Source organism: Levilactobacillus lindianensis, from assembly GCF_003946095.1.
In the GTDB taxonomy this organism is placed as follows: Bacteria; Bacillota; Bacilli; order Lactobacillales; family Lactobacillaceae; genus Levilactobacillus; species Levilactobacillus lindianensis.
The window spans coordinates 75381-93168 of the sequence record NZ_RHOD01000001.1 but is presented as its reverse complement, the minus strand read 5'-3'; the positions used below and the strand labels follow the sequence as shown (position 1 = coordinate 93168).

16 protein-coding genes are annotated in these 17788 nt (G+C 50.7%); 5 read left to right on the top strand and 11 right to left on the bottom strand.

The annotated features are described in order from the left end of the window. The first annotated feature begins 63 nt into the window (after nt 1–63). Genes EKM70_RS00410 through EKM70_RS00400 form a run of 3 tightly spaced genes read left to right on the top strand, consistent with a single transcriptional unit; the run spans nt 64 to nt 3280 of the window. A complete protein-coding gene (locus EKM70_RS00410) occupies nt 64–1131 on the top strand; it encodes a DUF916 and DUF3324 domain-containing protein (RefSeq protein ID WP_125544211.1) in 1068 nt (355 codons plus the stop codon). A 31-nt stretch (nt 1132–1162) separates the two neighbouring features. Continuing rightward, nucleotides 1163–1657 (top strand): LPXTG cell wall anchor domain-containing protein, encoded by a 495-nt coding sequence (locus EKM70_RS00405; protein WP_125544209.1) that lies wholly within the window; start codon nt 1163–1165, stop codon nt 1655–1657. Between the two features lie 6 nt (nt 1658–1663). Continuing rightward, a complete protein-coding gene (locus EKM70_RS00400; RefSeq protein ID WP_125544207.1) occupies nt 1664–3280 on the top strand; it encodes a hypothetical protein in 1617 nt (538 codons plus the stop codon). Nucleotides 3281–3480: 200 nt separating this feature from the next. Here EKM70_RS00400 and EKM70_RS00395 read toward each other — a convergent pair whose 3' ends face one another. Then, a complete protein-coding gene (locus EKM70_RS00395) occupies nt 3481–4038 on the bottom strand; it encodes a hypothetical protein (RefSeq protein WP_125544205.1) in 558 nt (185 codons plus the stop codon). Between the two features lie 111 nt (nt 4039–4149). Here EKM70_RS00395 and EKM70_RS00390 point away from each other — a divergent pair, with 111 nt between their 5' ends. After that, nucleotides 4150–4770: a Crp/Fnr family transcriptional regulator gene (locus EKM70_RS00390; RefSeq protein WP_225416342.1), complete on the top strand. Its 621-nt coding sequence runs from the start codon at nt 4150–4152 to the stop codon at nt 4768–4770. A 31-nt stretch (nt 4771–4801) separates the two neighbouring features. On the opposite strand, the gene EKM70_RS00385 is transcribed toward EKM70_RS00390, so the two are convergent. The 6 genes from EKM70_RS00385 to EKM70_RS00360 form a co-directional block, all read right to left on the bottom strand. Continuing rightward, nucleotides 4802–6823, bottom strand: a complete 2022-nt coding sequence (locus EKM70_RS00385) for a DUF5776 domain-containing protein (protein WP_125544201.1) — start codon at nt 6821–6823, stop codon at nt 4802–4804. A 246-nt stretch (nt 6824–7069) separates the two neighbouring features. Beyond that, a complete protein-coding gene (locus EKM70_RS00380; protein WP_125544199.1) occupies nt 7070–8398 on the bottom strand; it encodes a hypothetical protein in 1329 nt (442 codons plus the stop codon). 918 nt (nt 8399–9316) lie between these two features. After that, on the bottom strand, nt 9317–9979 hold the full coding sequence (locus EKM70_RS00375; protein WP_125544197.1) for an ABC transporter permease: 663 nt from the start codon (nt 9977–9979) through the stop codon (nt 9317–9319). A gap of 2 nt (nt 9980–9981) precedes the next feature. After that, a complete protein-coding gene (locus tag EKM70_RS00370; protein WP_125544196.1) occupies nt 9982–10911 on the bottom strand; it encodes an osmoprotectant ABC transporter substrate-binding protein in 930 nt (309 codons plus the stop codon). 10 nt (nt 10912–10921) lie between these two features. Beyond that, nucleotides 10922–11548, bottom strand: coding sequence for an ABC transporter permease (locus EKM70_RS00365; protein ID WP_125544194.1), 627 nt, complete (start codon nt 11546–11548; stop codon nt 10922–10924). Beyond that, nucleotides 11545–12750 (bottom strand): betaine/proline/choline family ABC transporter ATP-binding protein, encoded by a 1206-nt coding sequence (locus EKM70_RS00360; RefSeq protein WP_125544192.1) that lies wholly within the window; start codon nt 12748–12750, stop codon nt 11545–11547. Before EKM70_RS00360 ends, EKM70_RS00365 begins: the two co-directional genes overlap by 4 nt. Nucleotides 12751–13197: 447 nt before the next feature. On the opposite strand from EKM70_RS00360, the gene EKM70_RS00355 reads away from it, so the two are divergent. Next, complete coding sequence (locus EKM70_RS00355; protein ID WP_125544190.1) at nt 13198–13659, top strand: Rossmann-fold NAD(P)-binding domain-containing protein; 462 nt, start codon at nt 13198–13200, stop codon at nt 13657–13659. A 129-nt stretch (nt 13660–13788) separates the two neighbouring features. Here EKM70_RS00355 and EKM70_RS00350 read toward each other — a convergent pair whose 3' ends face one another. From EKM70_RS00350 to EKM70_RS00335, 4 genes are all read right to left on the bottom strand, one after another. Beyond that, on the bottom strand, nt 13789–14277 hold the full coding sequence (locus EKM70_RS00350) for a hypothetical protein (RefSeq protein WP_125544188.1): 489 nt from the start codon (nt 14275–14277) through the stop codon (nt 13789–13791). 106 nt (nt 14278–14383) lie between these two features. After that, nucleotides 14384–14899 carry a hypothetical protein gene (locus tag EKM70_RS00345; protein WP_125544186.1) on the bottom strand — a complete coding sequence of 172 codons (516 nt, stop codon included), beginning with the start codon at nt 14897–14899 and terminating at the stop codon, nt 14384–14386. 276 nt (nt 14900–15175) lie between these two features. Then, complete coding sequence (locus EKM70_RS00340; RefSeq protein ID WP_125544184.1) at nt 15176–16414, bottom strand: MFS transporter; 1239 nt, start codon at nt 16412–16414, stop codon at nt 15176–15178. A 333-nt stretch (nt 16415–16747) separates the two neighbouring features. Next, nucleotides 16748–17716, bottom strand: coding sequence for a Dyp-type peroxidase (locus tag EKM70_RS00335; protein ID WP_125544182.1), 969 nt, complete (start codon nt 17714–17716; stop codon nt 16748–16750). Between the last annotated feature and the right edge of the window lie 72 nt (nt 17717–17788).

The window sequence follows — 17788 nt, the reverse complement described above, 5'->3', positions numbered from 1 at the left end:
CATATGTTGTATCATGAAGTTGGTACGACCAGAGTCTAACTAGGGTAAGGCAGAGGTGTAAGGATGCAAGGATTGAAGAAGTTCCAACTCATGTTACTCGCTGTTTTTGCGTTGTTGATTGGTGGTGTTGTTCCGGTGACCGCTAAAGCGGCTGGCGTGAATAACAATATTGGGTACAGCGTAGAAGCACAGATTCCAAAGAATCAAATTGATAAGAGTCAGTCGTTCTTCGAGTTACGTATGAAACCTGGGCAGACCCAGACTTTGCGTACGAAGATTTTCAATGTCACGAACCAAGATATTCGAGTGAAGTCAGCTATGCATACGGCATGGACTAATTCGAGTGGGGTGATTGATTACATTAACACCCCTAAGTCTTATGACTCGTCGTTAAAATACAAAATGAGTGATATCAGCCGGGTTCAGGGCCAGAAGACCGTGACAGTTCCGGCTGGTGGCAGTAAAGTCGTCTCTGTTAACGTTCAAGTGCCTCAGGATAAATCGTATAATGGGTTGATCTTGGGTGCATGGTATTTTGAACGGGTTGACACTAAGGTCACTGGTAAAGTGAAGGGTGCCAATAATATCAAGAATAAGTATTCTTACGTTGTTGGTATGGAGTATTTAATGGGTAAGGTACCGGCTGCGGATCTCAAACTTGGTAAGGTCGGTGCGGGGATGGATAACTATCACCGTGGAGTTATTGCCAATTTGAAGAACCCAACGGCTACCATTATTCCCAATCTGAAGCTAGACTCAACCATTACGAATCGTGATGGCGGTCAGACTGTAAAGCGTGTTCAAAAAGAGAACGTGCAAATGGCACCAAACACAACGTATCGCTACCCAATGCTCTATGGGAAGACACCATTGAAGGCAGGCCATTATCACCTGCACATGGTGGTTAAAAATAAGGATCGAACTTGGATCTTTGACCGCGACTTTACGATTACCAACGCGCAAGCCAATAAGTTTAATTCCGATTCAGTTGATGATCCGGGGGTTAACATCTGGTTGTTAATTGGTCTCGGCGCTTTGGCTATGTTGATCTTGGTTCTCTTGATTCTGTTAATTATCTATCTGATTCGCCGTCGTCGTAGAGATGAGGACGAGAATGAAAAGCAGAAGTAAGCGAAGTCCCTTGAGAAAGGAGGGCGTTGGTATGAAGAAATTCATCATAAACTTAATTATGGCGCTCGCGTTTGCCGTTGGGATCGGCGTAGCGACACCAGCGTTCGCCGCAACCGTAGATGGGACTAGTGGTACGACACAGACTAGTGTGTATATTCAGGGGTATCCAGTACCACCAACTCCGGAACCAACTCCGGAACCAACTCCGGAACCTAAACCGGTTCCTGAGCCATCTAAGGTTCACACGGGATCTGGTGCGGATCTTCCGGTAGTTCCTGATAAACCTTCTGGTAAGAAGACAACTAACAAGGGCAAAACGAAGAATCCAGTAAACAATGCAACAAAGTCAAATAAATTAGGGACCATTGTGAAGGCCGGTTCAGCAGATTTAGTCGCTGGACGGTTACCACAAACCAATGAATCACGAGTCTTCTTAACCAGTTTGGTTGGATTACTTTTATTAATTGTCTTAGTCTTGGCAATGAGTGTTTATCGTCAAGCCCGTTTACTCAACGAGAGGGGGTAAGTTGCAATGAAGCTAAAGAAACTTTTGCTCCAACTGAGCTTACTGCTGTCTTTTATGGGTTTGAGTGGAATGACGATAGTTACTGCGAACGCTGCGGGGACGCCATTGACCGATGCGGCAGGCACAGGAGTGATTGAAAAGACTGCCAACTTCGTTGACGATAATAGTAACTATTTTGGGAGTAGTGGTTATCCAACACTAGAGGCAGTTTCGGCAGATGGTGTTGTCAATGGCCGGGTAACTAAGAATACGAAGCACATTTATGTTAGTTATTCTGGTGCGGCCACGATGTCTGTTTCTAATCGTGGTAAGTATTTGTCGGCACATGCTGATGTTACTGTTGTTGAGAATGGTAAAGCGCGGTCGCTTGCTACTAGTACACCGACCGGGTGGAAGGTCTCTTCTGACTACAGTACAAGTACGGCCACAGCACCTTCGGGAGCTACTGATATACCTGTAGATCTTTCTGAACTTGGTTCGAATCCTAAGTTTCCAATTTATATTGGGTTTACGTACAGGGCGACTGGGTTCGGCGAAACAGCCACTGACTATTATGGTCAATTAACATTGAATGGTAATAATGCAACGACTAAGACGTGGGCGCCAGTTGTCATTGGAACTAATAATCAGGTTTCATCTTCTGATTTGACGGTTAGTGGTACTGGTCAACCTGGGCTGTCTGCGACACTGACTGGTCTCACTGGAGATTATGAAAAAACGACGACAATTGATTCGGATGGCAAGTATAGTTTTAGCTTGAAAGGTAGTAGTATTGCGGACCTTGGGAACCCAAGCTCTATCCAAGTTGTTGAAAGTAATGAGTTTGGGGACTCTTTGTCTGCTACAGCTGCAGTTTCCAGCACCGTTCCACTAACCATCACCTCAGGGACGCCATCCCTCACCGTCTCACCAGATGACTGGGATGCGCACATTGCCGGCAAGTCTTCGTCAGAGATTGCGACCTGGATTGCCTCGCAGACCGGCATGACGGCGACCAAGCCAGATGGCACCACGCCATCGACCTTGGCCTACAATACTGCTGACGGCGACAGCCTTAAGGCAACCGTTGCCGGTGGAACTCAAGCCGTCACGATGAATGTCTCTGACGCCGATGGCAATGCCTCGACAACGCCAGCCACGATTTCCGTGACGCGTGGTGCCGGGAAGTTACAGTTCGGCGACATGACCAATATGGTCTTTGGGAACGGGGCCACTTTGCCAGTTCCTGGTCAAAAGACGCTCTATGCGCCTGGCGACTATCAGATCAATATTTCCGATACCCGTGAGATGGGGTCGGCCTGGTATGTCACCGCGAACGCAACGCCGATGACCGCCACAGATGGCAGTAATCGAACGCTCAGTGGCCACATCGTCTATGAAGATGGTAATGGGACCAGGACCCAGTTAGATAGCGGTAACGCGGTCCCTGTGGCCTCTGGTAAGCGCGACAGTAACTCGACGGACATCGCCAAGAGCTGGAATCAAGATGGTAAGTCCTACGATGGCAGTTCCGTGCCAGCCGGGGTTTACCTGGACGCCAACCCCAACATCTATGCTGCGGGTGGTGCGACCGGTTATTCTGGGAACATTACGTGGTCGTTAACGGACGCGCCTGGCAACTAAATGTTATCGGGTTAGTCGTTAAATAAATGAATTTATGAGAGCGTGATCTAGCAATGGATCACGCTCTTTTTATGTGACCAAAAGTTCTAAAAAGGCCGCCACAACGGTTGCCGTGACGGCCTCACATTAGATTTAATTAGCTGAGTTTTCCAGTCAGCAACTGGGTATCACCACTTGTACAGTGCCAGTCAATGCTGTGGTTACTTCACGGCTACGATCTTCCCCACCGCAATCGGTAAGGTGACGTGCGTGGAGTAGTGGCCAACGGCGCCAGCCACCGTGTCGGGCAGATCGACGTCATCGGTGACGCCGTGAATATAGATGACGCGCTTGTCGAGATCAAGGTCACTGTCGTTGAAGGTAGCCTTGAATTTTTCACTCAGGGCCGCCAGTGGCACGACCTTGGTGTAGGCAAAGTCACCGTTGGCGTCGGCTACGGGGTAGGCGTCGTTGGGGATGTCCATCTCGTGAGGGGCATCGTTGAATGGCACCATGGTTGTCCCGGAAACCGCCCCGGTCTCGGGGAGGTCCACAAAGCCGTCGTGGTTGACGTCTTGGGCACTCGTGGCGATTTGGGCGTCACGACCATCGGGGAAGCCATGGAAGTGTTCCCAGTGTTGGAGATTGGCTGGGGTGGCATGCATCTCAATATTAATCGTCAGGGTGTCCCCATTAATCACGAAGAGAGCGGACCCATGAGCGGCAGTTCCAATGGCTTGTTCGTTTAAAGGCACAATTGTTGCTTCATAAATTTTCATAGTGCGTGAACCTCCTTAAGTTGATAACCCTAGTGTATACTGAAGCCAACGATAAAAAATTGATAAATATCAAGAAAGGAGCAGAAAATGACGCATTCGCCATTTAAATGTGTGCAGGGAGCGCCAATCTTTCAAGGGTTGGCGGATGCCGATATTGCCGAACTGGTGACGATCTCCGTCCACCAACAGACCGTGAAGAAGGGGACGATTCTCTATTCACCCGCGGCGCCATTGGACCGCATGATCATCGTTGATCAGGGGCGCGTCAAGGTTTACCAGCTCAACGAGAATGGCAAGGAAAAGGTACTCTACATGTTACAGCCGGGAGCCATCGATAGTGAAGCGGCCCTGTTCTCGGATCGCCCGCAAGCCAACTACGCTGAGGCGGTGGAAGATACGCTAGTCTGTTCGATCGGACGGGCCGACTTTCAGGGCCTGCTGCATCGTGTTCCCACGGTGGCCTTTAACCTCCTCAACATCCTGGGTGACCGATTGACGGCCCTGGAGTCGGTCAGTGCGCTCACGGGAAATCTGACGGCTAAGAACCGGGTGCTAGCCTACCTCCAACAGTTGGGGCAGGAGAAACAAACGCATGAGTTTGACTTGCCCATCCGGAAGAAGGAATTAGCCAGCTTCCTAGGCATTACGCCGGAAACCTTGAGTCGTCAGCTCTCACAACTGGTGGCCGATGGCTTGTTGCAGCTGGATGGGAAACATGTCAGTCTGATTTAAGGACCTTGGGTAGCCCGGCTGGGTTGCCCTTTTATTTTGCGATGCGTACCAGCTGACGGTTTCCGGTCACATACCCACCGCCCTTAACGCGGTAGCGCAACTTACCGGAATCGCTGTAGTCCCAACCGATCACGGTCAGAACAGTTCCCCGGCGGTAGTGTCTTTGCCGGTGCCGTAGGTTGCGATCGCGATAACGGTTAATGCCGGATTTGGTGACGATCTGCTGGGCTTGGGGATGGCGACCGTTACGAATGAGTTTCTTATTGGCCGTGATATAGCGACCGTTGGGTAAGACGTAACGGGTGGTGAGGTTGTGACTGACCAGCCGTTTGACCTTGAGCACCTGTCCTTGGCGGTAGTGGGTGACCTTACCCGTTAGATTCTTCTTGCGATAGGCGTTGATGCCTTGAGGATTGATGACCGTGATGGTTTTAGCGACCTGACGGTAGTAGACGGGGCCCACGTACTGCGGACTCGCCGTGATGTAGCCACTCTGGCCCGCCGTCTTTGAGTGGTGGTTGACGTCCTTGACCAGGTAGCGCAGGCGTCCCTGAGTGGACTTGGCGTAACCGGTCACCCGAAACATGGGGCGGTTGATGCGGGGCTGCTTTCGGTAAAAGTGCCGTCGCGACTCTTTTGTAAAGTTGGTGTCGGTATAAAGACCAATCTTCTTCAAACCGTAAACTGCCGCGCCCTTAGGCGTGATCCCACCGCCACCGCCATCAGAACTCGATGAGCTTGAACTGCCATCACTGGAGCTTGAACTGGACGATCCGGAACTGGATCTGGATGAGGAGGACGACGAGGTCCATTTCAAGGGAATCTCGTAGTCCTGGGTGTAACCGGTCTGGGCGGTGCTATAGGTGTTCGAGTACATCGTGCGGAAGCGTACTGAGTCGGCACCATCGGGGACCTGAATGACGTAGGTGTCGGCCGAGAGCGGTTCGGTCAGCGTAAAGCCGGCGTTAGTGTACAGATCGGAGAGCTTATCCATCTCCTCGGGTGCGGCCAACGGTTGGAATTCGGGGAAGGCGTAGCTCAGGGAATTATAGAACCGGCCGTTGCCGAGTTGGGTGCCATCGACCGTTAGATTTCGACTTCCATAGGCCGGATAGACACCTTCATCGGGGAGATTCGTGGTCCCGTCGACAACCTTCTCGGGGTCGTCACTGGCTAGAGTTTCCGTCCCGTCGAGGTCGTCTTGAAAGACGCGATAGTAGAAGCTATTCTTCCGGGCAAAGTTAAAGAAGAAACTATTGTTGGTGTAGCGATTAATCTTATCGAGCTGGTATTCCTGGGTGACCTTGGGGTCGATGGCAATGGTGTGGTCAGTCACCGTGGCGGTCGGTAGGCGTTTGGCCGAAGGATGGTGCTGGCCCCAAGCTGTGAAGAAGTTGACCTGACTGGTTTTAGGATTATTGAGCTGGTAGATCTGTCTGAGTAGCGAGAAATCGGTAATGTTGTTATTGGAGAGGTTGAGACTCGAGATGGCCGTCCAGTCATAGTTGGCGGGAGTGGGCGCGTCGATCGGTTGGGGGATGGTCTTGAGAAAGGCCGCAATCGTGGCGAAGTCGTCGTTGTTAAGGCCGTCGTTGACCAGCGCCAGGGCATCGATATTGTTGAGCATCCAGTTGTTATTGTCTTTGTCGTTGACGGGGAAGATGCCCAGGATGACTTTCAAATTGGTGCCGGAGAGGTTGGTTTGATCCCGGATCACCAGGCGGTTAATGACGCCCTTTAGTTGCAACAGATCTTGGTAGTCCGTGATGGGGTGATGAATGTGAACCGTCAGGGTGGGGGCGATGCGGCGCAAGTCAGCCAGGGAATCCTCGGGTGTCAGGCGCTTGGCGAGATACTGCGAGTCGAGGATGTCATGCATCAGCTGGGGATCGTGGCTAAAGGCTTCTCTAATAGTGAGTTCATCGGCAACCTCGACGGTGCGGGTTGCGGACGAGGTGTGGCGGTCGGCCAGGGCCGGCGCAGTGGTCAGCGTGGTCGCGCCTAAGGCAATACAGACTAGGCCGAGCCAACGCCAGTGGGGGTGATGGAACATGGGGGAGTCCTCCTTGATATTTTTTGGTAAGCGGTTACATCCATTAAAGCAAAATGCTGTCTAGTCATCACGATCAAGGTCCTTCATGATGGTCAGGTAGACCATACCATGTGGGTCTGACGGAGTAAACAAAGTCACACTATAAAATAATTTATAAGCGGTTATAATCCCGTGGTTGGGGGATCTTCTACTGTTCTGAGAATAATAAAAACGCCGAGCATACGCGCGACGTTGACGGAGATTATTTTAATTTCGGGGCCGCACCCAGATGTTTCCCAGGGTCAGTAACAGGGAGATAACGACGAGCGGACAACTCAACCCGTAGAAGTACAGGGCGAAGTGGCCAGTTGTCTGCGGATTGAAGAAGGCTAATAGCGGTCGGTGCGCGGCGGCACTCAGCGCAACCAGCAGGCCGAAAATGCCGAGTTGGCACAGCAGACCGCCATAGGTTGAGAAACGATACTTGTGAACCATGGCGCTGTCGCTATCGACCGTCTCGAGGCCGTAGAGGGTCGCGTTGATGGTGGGGTTGTCGTAACCCACATAGAGGGTGATCAGGAGCATACCGAGCAAATATGAGCCAATCCAGGGAATTAACAGGAGGACTTGCCCCACGACCACGCCAATTAGGCTTAAATCACGGGATCGGAAGTCATTTCCGCGTCCCAGGCGATGATATAAGGGGTAACCGGTCTCGAGCCCCAATAGATAAATGGCAAAGACAACGTACATCCCATTTTTGCCAAGGTAGAAGTAGGCAAAGAAACTGTTAAAGAGTAGCACCAGACTCACGAGAAAGCCCCGGCTCAACAGCCGCAGCTTGTATTGAGGTAACACGTGCCAGTCAAAGCGTAGTTCCACGATCAGAATAATCAGGGCGATTCCAATGATAGTGAGTGTCAGCCAGGTTGGCAGGTGGACCGTGGCTTTTCTTAAGGTGGTCAGAACCGCCATGACGGCGAAGAAGACTAGAGATAATCCCCAGCGCCATCCTTGGCGAAAAGGTTTAATCTGCCAAGGCAAATCATCGTAGAGTCCGCGTGTCACGTTTTGAAGCAGCATGCCTCCGGGCAGGGCCACCAAGTAGAGTAGCCCCAGTAGCGCAAACGTCAGGGTGTAGTTGAACTTGGTGACGATATCGATCGCCGCGATGACCCCTAGTCCGGCAAAGATTAGCCAGTAGATACGTTTCATTTTAAAGTTGGTCAGGTTCGTCAGATGTAACTTCACCGTCAGAAAGTACGGCCAGATGGTGGCGGCACTGTACCCCCAGAGGAAACTCCCAATGATGAGCCACCCCAGATGTGCGGTAAAGGCAAAGATCAGGCTCCCGGCGGCGCCCAGCGTCAGGCTTAAAATGAGGTAGGTGGAAGCCCGCAGGTGGAGTCGCTTGGTGTAGAAGATACTAGCGGCACGCGAGACATAGAAGGCCACCAGGGCGATCAGGTAGGTGGTACTTTGCGTTTGTTGGAAGCGGGCTAAGATGAGTAGGTAGGGGAGAATGATGCCGACATTTGCCAGAAAATTGAGTGTCCCCACCGAGAAGTCCATCCCAGCTTGTTTAGATCGGGTCACGAGGAAGGCCTCGCTTTCATAGATTTTGTTTACAGTATACCAAATATCTCCGGTCATGAGGATGTGTCGCCCTTATCTGGATTCCTTTGACCGCAGGGCAAATGGTTCTGAGATCCTGTACTTTGGTTTTAGTTAAAATGGATCTAAAGTCCCGCCTTCCGGGGGTCTGCTAGGGGGCTGGAACGCTGTGGGCACGACTTTGAGCCCGAAGGGCGGTCTCAAAGCTCGGCCTTTCCGTAACTCGAGAAAGCCACTCGACTAACGGAAACGACACGGCTGAGCCCCCTGAACTTTGGTTTTAGTTAAAATGGATCTAAAGCCCCGCCTTCCAGGGGGTCTGCTAGGGGGCTGGAACGCTGTGGGCACGACTTTGAGCCCGAAAGGCGGTCTCAAAGCTCGGCCTTTCCGTAACTCGAGAAGACCACTCGACTAACGGAAACGACACGGCTGAGCCCCCTAGCAGACCCCCTCCAGGCTTAGATCCAGCTTTACCGAAAGTGAGGAGGATTATTGGCAGTTGTGGCAGAAAGTAGTGGCTTGTCCTGAATCGTGGCGGGTGCTGTGAGTAAGAGCCAGTCGAATAGAGATGGTCCTGTCGTAACTTAGGGATTCAGATGGGGCGTGGCTAGTGGTGTGCTGAAGAATCGATGGCAGGTAGTTAATGACCATCCTTCAGAGTGATCAGATCACTTTCAGACGAGAGTCTTCCTAGGATTAAATGCACTAGAAAGGGGTCGAGACCGGACGTCTCGACCCTCATTTAAGTTGTTCAGTTTTGGTGATTGAAAGTTCCAAAGGTTGGCAGTGCCTGATACCAGCGTTGACTTGAAAAACCAGTCTTAGCCGCAGGCGGCCAATCCAACTCAAACTTGAAAGTCAAAGTAGAAGTTCAAGAGCCGGCCTAACGGCCGTTAAAGACTAGTTCTCCGAAGAAGTCTTTGGTGTTAACCGCTTTTCAATGAAGGACAACACGAGATCGGTGATGATGGCCATTAAGGCAGTCGGCAAGGCACCGGCCAAGATGATCGCCCCACCATTAGTGGCGTTGGTCCCGCGGACAATAATGTCCCCTAGACCACCGGACCCAATGAAGGACCCAATCACGGTAATCCCAATACCCAAGACCAGAGCATTTCGAATTCCGGCGATGATCACAGACAGTGACAACGGAATTCGAATGGTCTTCATGACCTGGAACCGCGTCATTCCCATGCCTTTCCCGGCGTCCAAGACGTCGGGGTCAACACTGAGCATACCCGTGTAGGTGTTCTTGATGATTGGCAACAGCGAGTACAGGAACACGGTGGCAATCACCGTGTTTTGCCCGAGTCCCAGTCCCAACATCAAGATGGACAGCATCGCTAGAGAAGGGATCGTTTGGATTACGTTGGCAATCCCAATGATAATTGGGGAGAGCTTACGGTTTTGTGAAATCCAGATTCCAATCGGGATCCCCACGATGGCCCCAAACAAGACCCCGTAGATTGAAACGAGGAACGTCAGGTTGAATTGATTGAGGACGTACATGCCGTTATGCGTGAAATAGTAAATTAACTGACTGAATAAGCCCATGTCTTTCATGCCTAGTTCCCCCCTTCAAAGTAGTGGTGTTGTTTCAGGTAAGCCTTGGCCACGGTCTGTGGTTCTTGAAGTTGATCGTCGACCTGGTAATTGAGCTGTTGCATGGTCTTCAGTGAGATCTTGCCAACCATCCGGTTGATGACTGGTTTGAGCTCGGGGTGTTTCTTCAAGATGGCATCGGTGGCAACGGGACTCCCATCGTATGGTGGGAAGAAGTCCTTGTCGTCCTTTAGTAGTTTCAAATTGTAACTACCAACCCGGCCGTCGGTGGAGTAACCCAGCACGGCGTCCATCTTATCGGAAGCCAAGGCATCGTAGAGTAACCCGAGTTGCATCGGATAAACGGTGCCGAAGCTAAACCCGTAGTCCTTTTGGAAGGCAGGGTAACCGTCACCAGGACGGTTTTGCCAGATTTGGTCAATCCCGACCTTCATCTGTGGGGCGATCTTCTGCAAGTCGCTAACATTTTCCAGATGGTGTTTCTTGGCGTAACTCTGCTTGACCATCCAGGCGTAGGTATCGGCGAAACCATACGAGTCGAAATAGGTCATATGGTAACGGTCTTCGAAGGCCTTGGTAACCGTTGACTTGACAGTCGCGGGATCCCGCTCGAATTTTTCATTCAAGACGGTGGTCAAATCGGTACCGTAGAACCGGATGGAGGAGATATCGGCATTGCCGTTTTTGAGGGCGTTGAAACTGACATTTCCAGAACCCAAGTTATTAATAATAGTTGAATCTAAATCGGTGTAGTGGCTAATCATGCCCTGAATCATGTAGGCCATGATCTGTTGCTCGGTGGTGTTCTGCGCGGCAATCCGAACGGTATTGTCGCCGGAACCAGCCAAACCGGGCAGGCTACAGCCACTCATTGGAATAATCAAGATGACTAACAGGAGTCCGGCTAGCCATCGACGTAAGTGTTTTCGCATGACGGACCTCCTATCGTAATTCGCGTGGGGTGACGGTTGCTTCCAGTCTACCTAAGAGGTAGTCGACCACCAGGGCCAGGATGATCACGGGGATCGATCCACCTAAGATGAGGTCGGAACGATACAGATTTAACCCGTTAAAGATGAAATCACCCAAGCCACCGGCACCAATGTAGGAAGCCAGTGTGGCCCACGCAATGACGTAGGTCGCGGAGAGCCGAACTCCAGACATGATGACGGGGGCGGCCAGTGGAATCTCGGCACGTACCATGGATTGCCACCAGGTCATTCCCATCCCTTTAGCGGCGTCACGGACGGCGGGAGAGACCCCCTCCATACCGAGATACGTATTCCGTAAAATGGGCAGTAATGAGTAGATAAATAAGGCGACAATGGCGGGTGTGGACCCGATCCCAAAGATGGGAATCATCATGGCTAACAGGGCCATGGCGGGGATGGTTTGCAGTACCCCGGCCAGTGTAATCACAGCGTTGGCCCCATGCTTCATCCGCGTGAGTAGAATTCCCAAAGGCACGGCCACGATGACCCCTAATCCCAGCGCAGCGGCTGAAATGTAAAGGTGTTGACCGGTCTTACTGATTAATTGCATCCCATAAGTTTGCAGAAAGTGAATCATTGTGATGATTCGCCCCCTTCATGAGTTGCGGCAGCGTGGATATCGGCGTTGATTGGTGAGGCTGGTTCCTCATCGGTTGCCGGTGCACCGCGCAAGGCATCGTAGACGATGTCGACTAAGGCCGTCCGCGTGACGATCCCAACCAAGTGTTTCTTGGCATCGACAACGGGGACGTTTTTAACCCCCTGTTTCAAGATACGATCGACCGTGTCGCCGATCAGTGAGCTGGCTTGAACGTAGAAGACCTCGCGGTTGGTGAAGCGGCTGACGGGAGTGGTGACGTCCGTGATCCGGTTGATGTCGTCCAGATCGACGTAGCCTTCAAGCACGCCTTCGGCATTCGTGACCAGTAGCGTATCAACACGCCGGCTATGCATCAGGTCGATGGCGTCGTCCAACGTCTTGTCTGGTGTGATAGCCGCGGGGTTCTTTAACATGATTTGACTAACGGAGAGGATATTTGGTTGTGCTCTGATTAGGCGTTCTTCTCCGATTAAATTAGTAACGAATTCGTTGGCTGGGTGCCGCAGAATATTATCAGGGGTGTCGACCTGAACTTGCTTCCCGTGGCTCATGATGACCACACGGGTGGCGAGGTGCAGGGCTTCATCCATGTCGTGGGTGACGAAGATAAAGGTCTTGCCCAAATCTTCTTGGAGCCGCTTGACCAACTCTTGTAAGGATTCACGGGTGATGGGATCCAAGGCTCCGAAGGGTTCGTCCATGAGGATGATGTCCTGGTCGGCGGCTAAGGCCCGCACAACCCCGATCCGTTGTTGTTGCCCACCGGAGAGTTCGCCGGGATAACGGTTCAACATTTCTTGCGGGAGTTGGGCGAGGTCGATCATCTTGACCGCTTGCTTGGCCCGCTTTTCCTTGGACCAGCCCAACAGCTTAGGCACGATTTCAATATTTTCTTTGATGGTCATGTGGGGCATCAGACCGACGTTTTGAATAACATAGCCGATCGAGCGCCGGAGCTTGACGGGGTCCATCTTGGCGATGTCTTTCCCGTTGATTTTGATGGTTCCTGACGTTTGATTTAACATGCGGTTGATCATCCGCATGGTGGTCGTCTTTCCGGAACCAGACGTCCCAATAAAGCAAATAAATTCGCCGCGACCGACTTGTAAGTTGAAGTCGTCAACGGCGAGTTTGCCATTGGGATATTCTTTGTTTAAATGTTCCATTGAAAGTAGCATAGATTAACCTCCTGTGTAGTGGTGTTGCGCCCGAGAGATCCCCGGGAAAAGAAATAACGATCGGTGTGCCAAGGTGGCGCACGCGCGGCGGGCAACCTGGAGACCGGTCGTATTTGATTGTGAAACTAGCGATTTTAATTGGTTTCTATTGTACATGAGATCAATAGTTTTTCCAAATGAAGACTATTGCTGGTGTTGATAGTCGCAAGGAATACATGGCCAGTGATCCCTTAACGGCAAGGGAATTAGTGACCGGATGGCCGTTATCTGGGGATTTTATCTATTCAAGCATAACATATTTAACCAAATATTGGATAGGAACGGCCCAGTCTGGTGTCGTTGTAACCATGAGATGAGGGTGAAATTTTTTTCAAATGAGGGCTTGCCTTCGACCTACTATAACCCCTTATAATAACTAACATAATCAAACAGAGAGGAAGATCACCTTTGAAAAATATCTTAATTGTCGGTGCCCTGGATTCGTCCGGGCAAGCCTTTATTCGCCAGCTGAGCGACCTGAATTCGGTCAATTTGACCGTTTACACCCCAAGTCATGTGACGTTACCCGCCAACGTTGCCGGTCTAACCGGAGAACAGATTGACGAAGGTGGTCTGAGCGCCGCCATGTTAGATCAGGATGCCGTCGTGGCCCTGGTGCCAACGATTCGCCTCGTCGCCGTAACGCAGACCATCGTAACGGCAGCTAAAGCCACTGGCGCCGCACGTGTGGTGGTCAGCCGTACCGATGACATCGAAGAACTCCCAGGTGAGTTACGCACCGCCCAACGCGCGTTGATTGACCTGCCCGTAGCCGATTTGGTTACCGGACTCGGCAGCGTGCGGGCACTCCTGGGATTGCCGATGGTGGTTCCCAGCAGTCAGCCGTTGGTCTCTGGGCTAGCTGGATAATTGGGAAAACAAAGCCCGTTCACTAGTGTGAGCGGGCTTTTTGCATAGTAATGCACGATGTAGAGCTAGACCAAGGGACAAAAAGTCTCCTCACGTCTGGCCGAAAATAATATTAATTAATAATGTTTTCTAATAGTTGTAACCATAGCCTGAAAGTTTACCCTTCTTAAATGTATTCGTACTGTAGCCGTTATCCATGTTAGGGTGATTTAAATGCTTTTTAAGCTGTTTCCAGGAGTGTCCTATAGTAATATATTTGCCGTTTTTAGTGTAATGATAGGCAATGTATTCGTAATATTTTTTACCACCCATGCTGGCTTTTGCTCGTAAACGATAGGCATGAATCTTATGGCCTGCGTATCTAAAAAGTTTATATTTTTTAACCTTGGTAACTCTATCAGGGTAAGAATCAGCTTGTGTCACACCTATTTCAATAGTTTTTTTATGGATAACATAGGTAGGTGCTGAGTAGTCAGTAAGGACCCCATGGTAATGCCCTCTCAATGCTTTTGGCGTGTGGACATAGTGGACTTTTGCTTGAGCTGTTACAGGGTTAGAGCTAAGAATCCCCAATGGTAATGCCAATAAACTTAACATCAACATGATTCTTTTATTCATCTTTTAAATCTCCTCGGTTTGATTATTGCTATCTTTCACGTTTAAAGTGTCCAGTGGGTTGTCTATCAACAGAGGCGTTGATTCTGTTGGTACGGCAGAGGTCTAGCTAGTAATTATACCCAATACCTGGAACCTTGCCTTTAATATAAATATAGTCCGCATTAGTCGCATGTTTTTTAAGCTTTTTAAAACTATTATCGCCATTAAAGAGGTAGGTATGCCCCTTATATTGGAGCTGACCTAACCACTCTGTGTGGTAACCGTGACTGTAGATATTGGTAGCTCTAAACTTATATACCCGTTGTTTCTTGAATTCCTTACCGCTGACGAATTTATGATGATACCTAGTGGTTTTAACAATCTTAACTGGGTAGGTATCCATCTGTAATCCACCCTGGGTTAAGTAGTGTTTACTGACAACGTAAGTTCCACCCATGTAGTAAGGCTTTCCTTTACTAGTGACGCCACCCAAGGTTAATTCACCATGATAATGTCCCCGTAAAGCTTTAGGGGTATGAATATAGTGAACCTTGGCTTGTGCTGTCTCCGGATTAGAATTCAATGCAGCCATTCCCAAAGGTAATGCTAATAATCCTACCATCAACATAATTTTTTTGTTCATGTCTCCTGGACCTCCTTGTCTTAACTATTACTATAATACACGTTTGGAAGCGTTTTAATAGTAATATAAGGTAAAAATTCGGGTTCAATAAGCGTCTATGAATGGACTTGATTCTTCGTAACTACCGGGAAGTAACGGTTATCACAGATGAAACGTTGAAACCACTGCGGTTAAGATCGTAAAAAAAAACTACCCAATCAGTCCAACTAAGGATTGTTTGAGTAGGCATTTACATTTTAATTTATTAGCAAGTCGTTACTTTCACAACGTCTGAACCTAGTCCGCTACCTGAGCTTGAGGCTTCCGGATTTCCGGAACCAGCCACCAGACCAGGCCGAGGTTAATCAGCATTAACATGGCTGTGGAGATAAAGACCGCGTTGTAGTTGAAGACCCCGGCGATCCAGCCCCCTAGCAGGGATCCCATCATGTTACCGATCGATTGGAAGGATTGGTTCCAACTGAAGACAGTGGAGGTGAGCTCGACGGGGGAGTTCTTGGTCAGGAGCGTTTGGATTTCTGGGAACAAGGCCCCATCGGAAATACCGATCATGAACCGCAACGCCCCCAACATCCAGACACTAGTCACGAACCCTTGGGGCAGATACATCAGTGTGGCAAAGATATAGCCGAAGATGAGTACTCGGCCGGACCCGTGCTTGTCCCCGTAACGCCCGAGGCGCGGGGAGGCAAAGATGTTGGAAATCCCGGGTAGCGCCGCGATAATTCCGGCCACGACGGTGATAGGTCCCACGTTGTGCATGAGTTCCTTGACATAGAGACTGATGATCGGGGAAATGGAAATGTTCCCGAATTGCACGATTAACGTGGAACTCAGCAGAACCAGAATCAATTTTGGGTTCGGGAAGGCGGCCAACGGATTGTGACTCTTGTGACCATCGACGTTGGTGGCAGGAGCCACCGGCTTGAACTTTTCTTCCACGAAGATCCAGCTCAGAAAGAAGGTTGACAGCAGGAGCAACGCCGTGATGAAGAAGGTTAGGCGAATGGAGAAGATCTGCGCCAAGACCCCACCAATCACGGGCCCCAGCAACATCCCACTGGTTACCCCGGTCATCAGGGTACTCAGCGAGGCCCCGGAATGTTTCCGCGGTGTCTGGGAGGCCACGAGGGCCTGCGCATTAGAAATGAACCCAGCGAAGACCCCTTGAAGGGCTCGCAAGGCCACCAATTGCCAGACGCTGGTGGCGAAACCCATCAGGGCCATGGCAAAGGCCGTCCCCAATGAGGCCCGCAGTAACATAAGCTTACGGCCTTTCCGGTCGGCAACCATGCCCCAAAGTGGGGATGCGATGGCGCTGACAAAGAAGTCGGCGGCGTAGACCAAACCACTGTACATGGTGACCTGGGCTTTGGTGTAGTCACCTAAACTACTAATATATAATGACAAAAACGGCATGATTTCACTGAAAGCCATACCGGCAACAAACGTACAGAACCAAAGAACCCGTAGATTACGACGCCACGGGCCGCTTTCTCTCTCAGCTTCATCCAAAGTGAGTCAACTCCTTATGGGGATAGATTAATTGATGATCTGACCAAAAGTCACACCCACCAATTTGATTTATTCGTTAGTATTAACCCCACTAACATACCCTCATAAGCCCGAAACGTCAATCTCCCGGCGACTTTTGTATGCGCTCGCAATTGTTTAAGAATGCCCGGTTCCGTGATAATTATTTTTATTTCAGATGAAGCGCTGAACGTCCCAACCTGACCGGATCGGCCGAAGCCTTGGCCGGGCGGGGATCACACGCAATAAACCTAAAATCCCGGGACCGTTTCCAAATTAAGGGAAAGGTTCCGGGATTTTGATGGGTAACGTGAGCTATTCATCCGGGTAGTCGACCGGGAAGAGGTCACCGTCTGCGATGCGGGCCAGTAGCGATTTTGCGGGGATGAAGAAGGCGTTCCCAGTAATCGGGGTACTGAAATCCAGTAGCCGATCGCTTTGGCTAAACATGTTCTCCAGCATGCGTTGGGTGACGGTGAAGTGGCGGGCATACCCGATAAAGTAGGTGCCGGCTACGCCACGACTTGGGTCGCCATACGGGACATTCATGCGGACAATCTTGTGTTCCACACCGTCATCGTTGTCTTGGGACGCCAAGTTATGGGCGTTAGGTAGTTTGTCATCGTCATAGAGCTCCTGATCGCTGAACTTGTGTCGACCGATGGCCCGTTCCTGGTCTTCAGTAGCCAGATTGTTCCAGGCATCCAGGTTGTGGGTGTACTTCTGGGCAAAGGCGTACGACCCGTTGATGAACTCGGGATCTTCATCCCCAATAATGGCGTATTCTGGAGCCTCGGGTCCCGCCGGATTCTCGGTGCCATCGACGAATCCAATGATGGCGCGGCCTTCGAAGTAGCGGAAGCCGACTGTCTCATCGACGACGCTGGTCCAGTTGTGGAGAAATTCACGAAGTTCAGCGGCAACCTCGTAGACCACGGCCATGTCATTGGCCCGAATGTGCAAGAAGAGATCACCAGGAGTGGCGGGGGCAGTGTACTTGGGTCCGACGACCGGTTGGAAGTTAACGAGTTCTTTAGGTGGCTGAATCGTTGGAAACAGGAGTTGCCAGGCGCTGGCCCCCAGACCAAACGCCACGCGGAGATCGGCCTGTGGGTAGCGAACGTTTAGGCTACGTTCGGTTGCCCCTAAGCGATCGGCGAAACAGGCCATAGCTTCACGGGCCTTGATACGGTCATGCTGATCGATGAGAAAAGTGGTAAATAAAACGTTTTTGCCGGCATCACGAAAGACGTCCTGCGCGTCGGCAAGATTGATTTGTGTCATGGTGACTCCCCCTCAATATCAGAATGTTCATTCCTAAGTCGAGTATATCAGGGGGCCGATAAATGGTTTCTC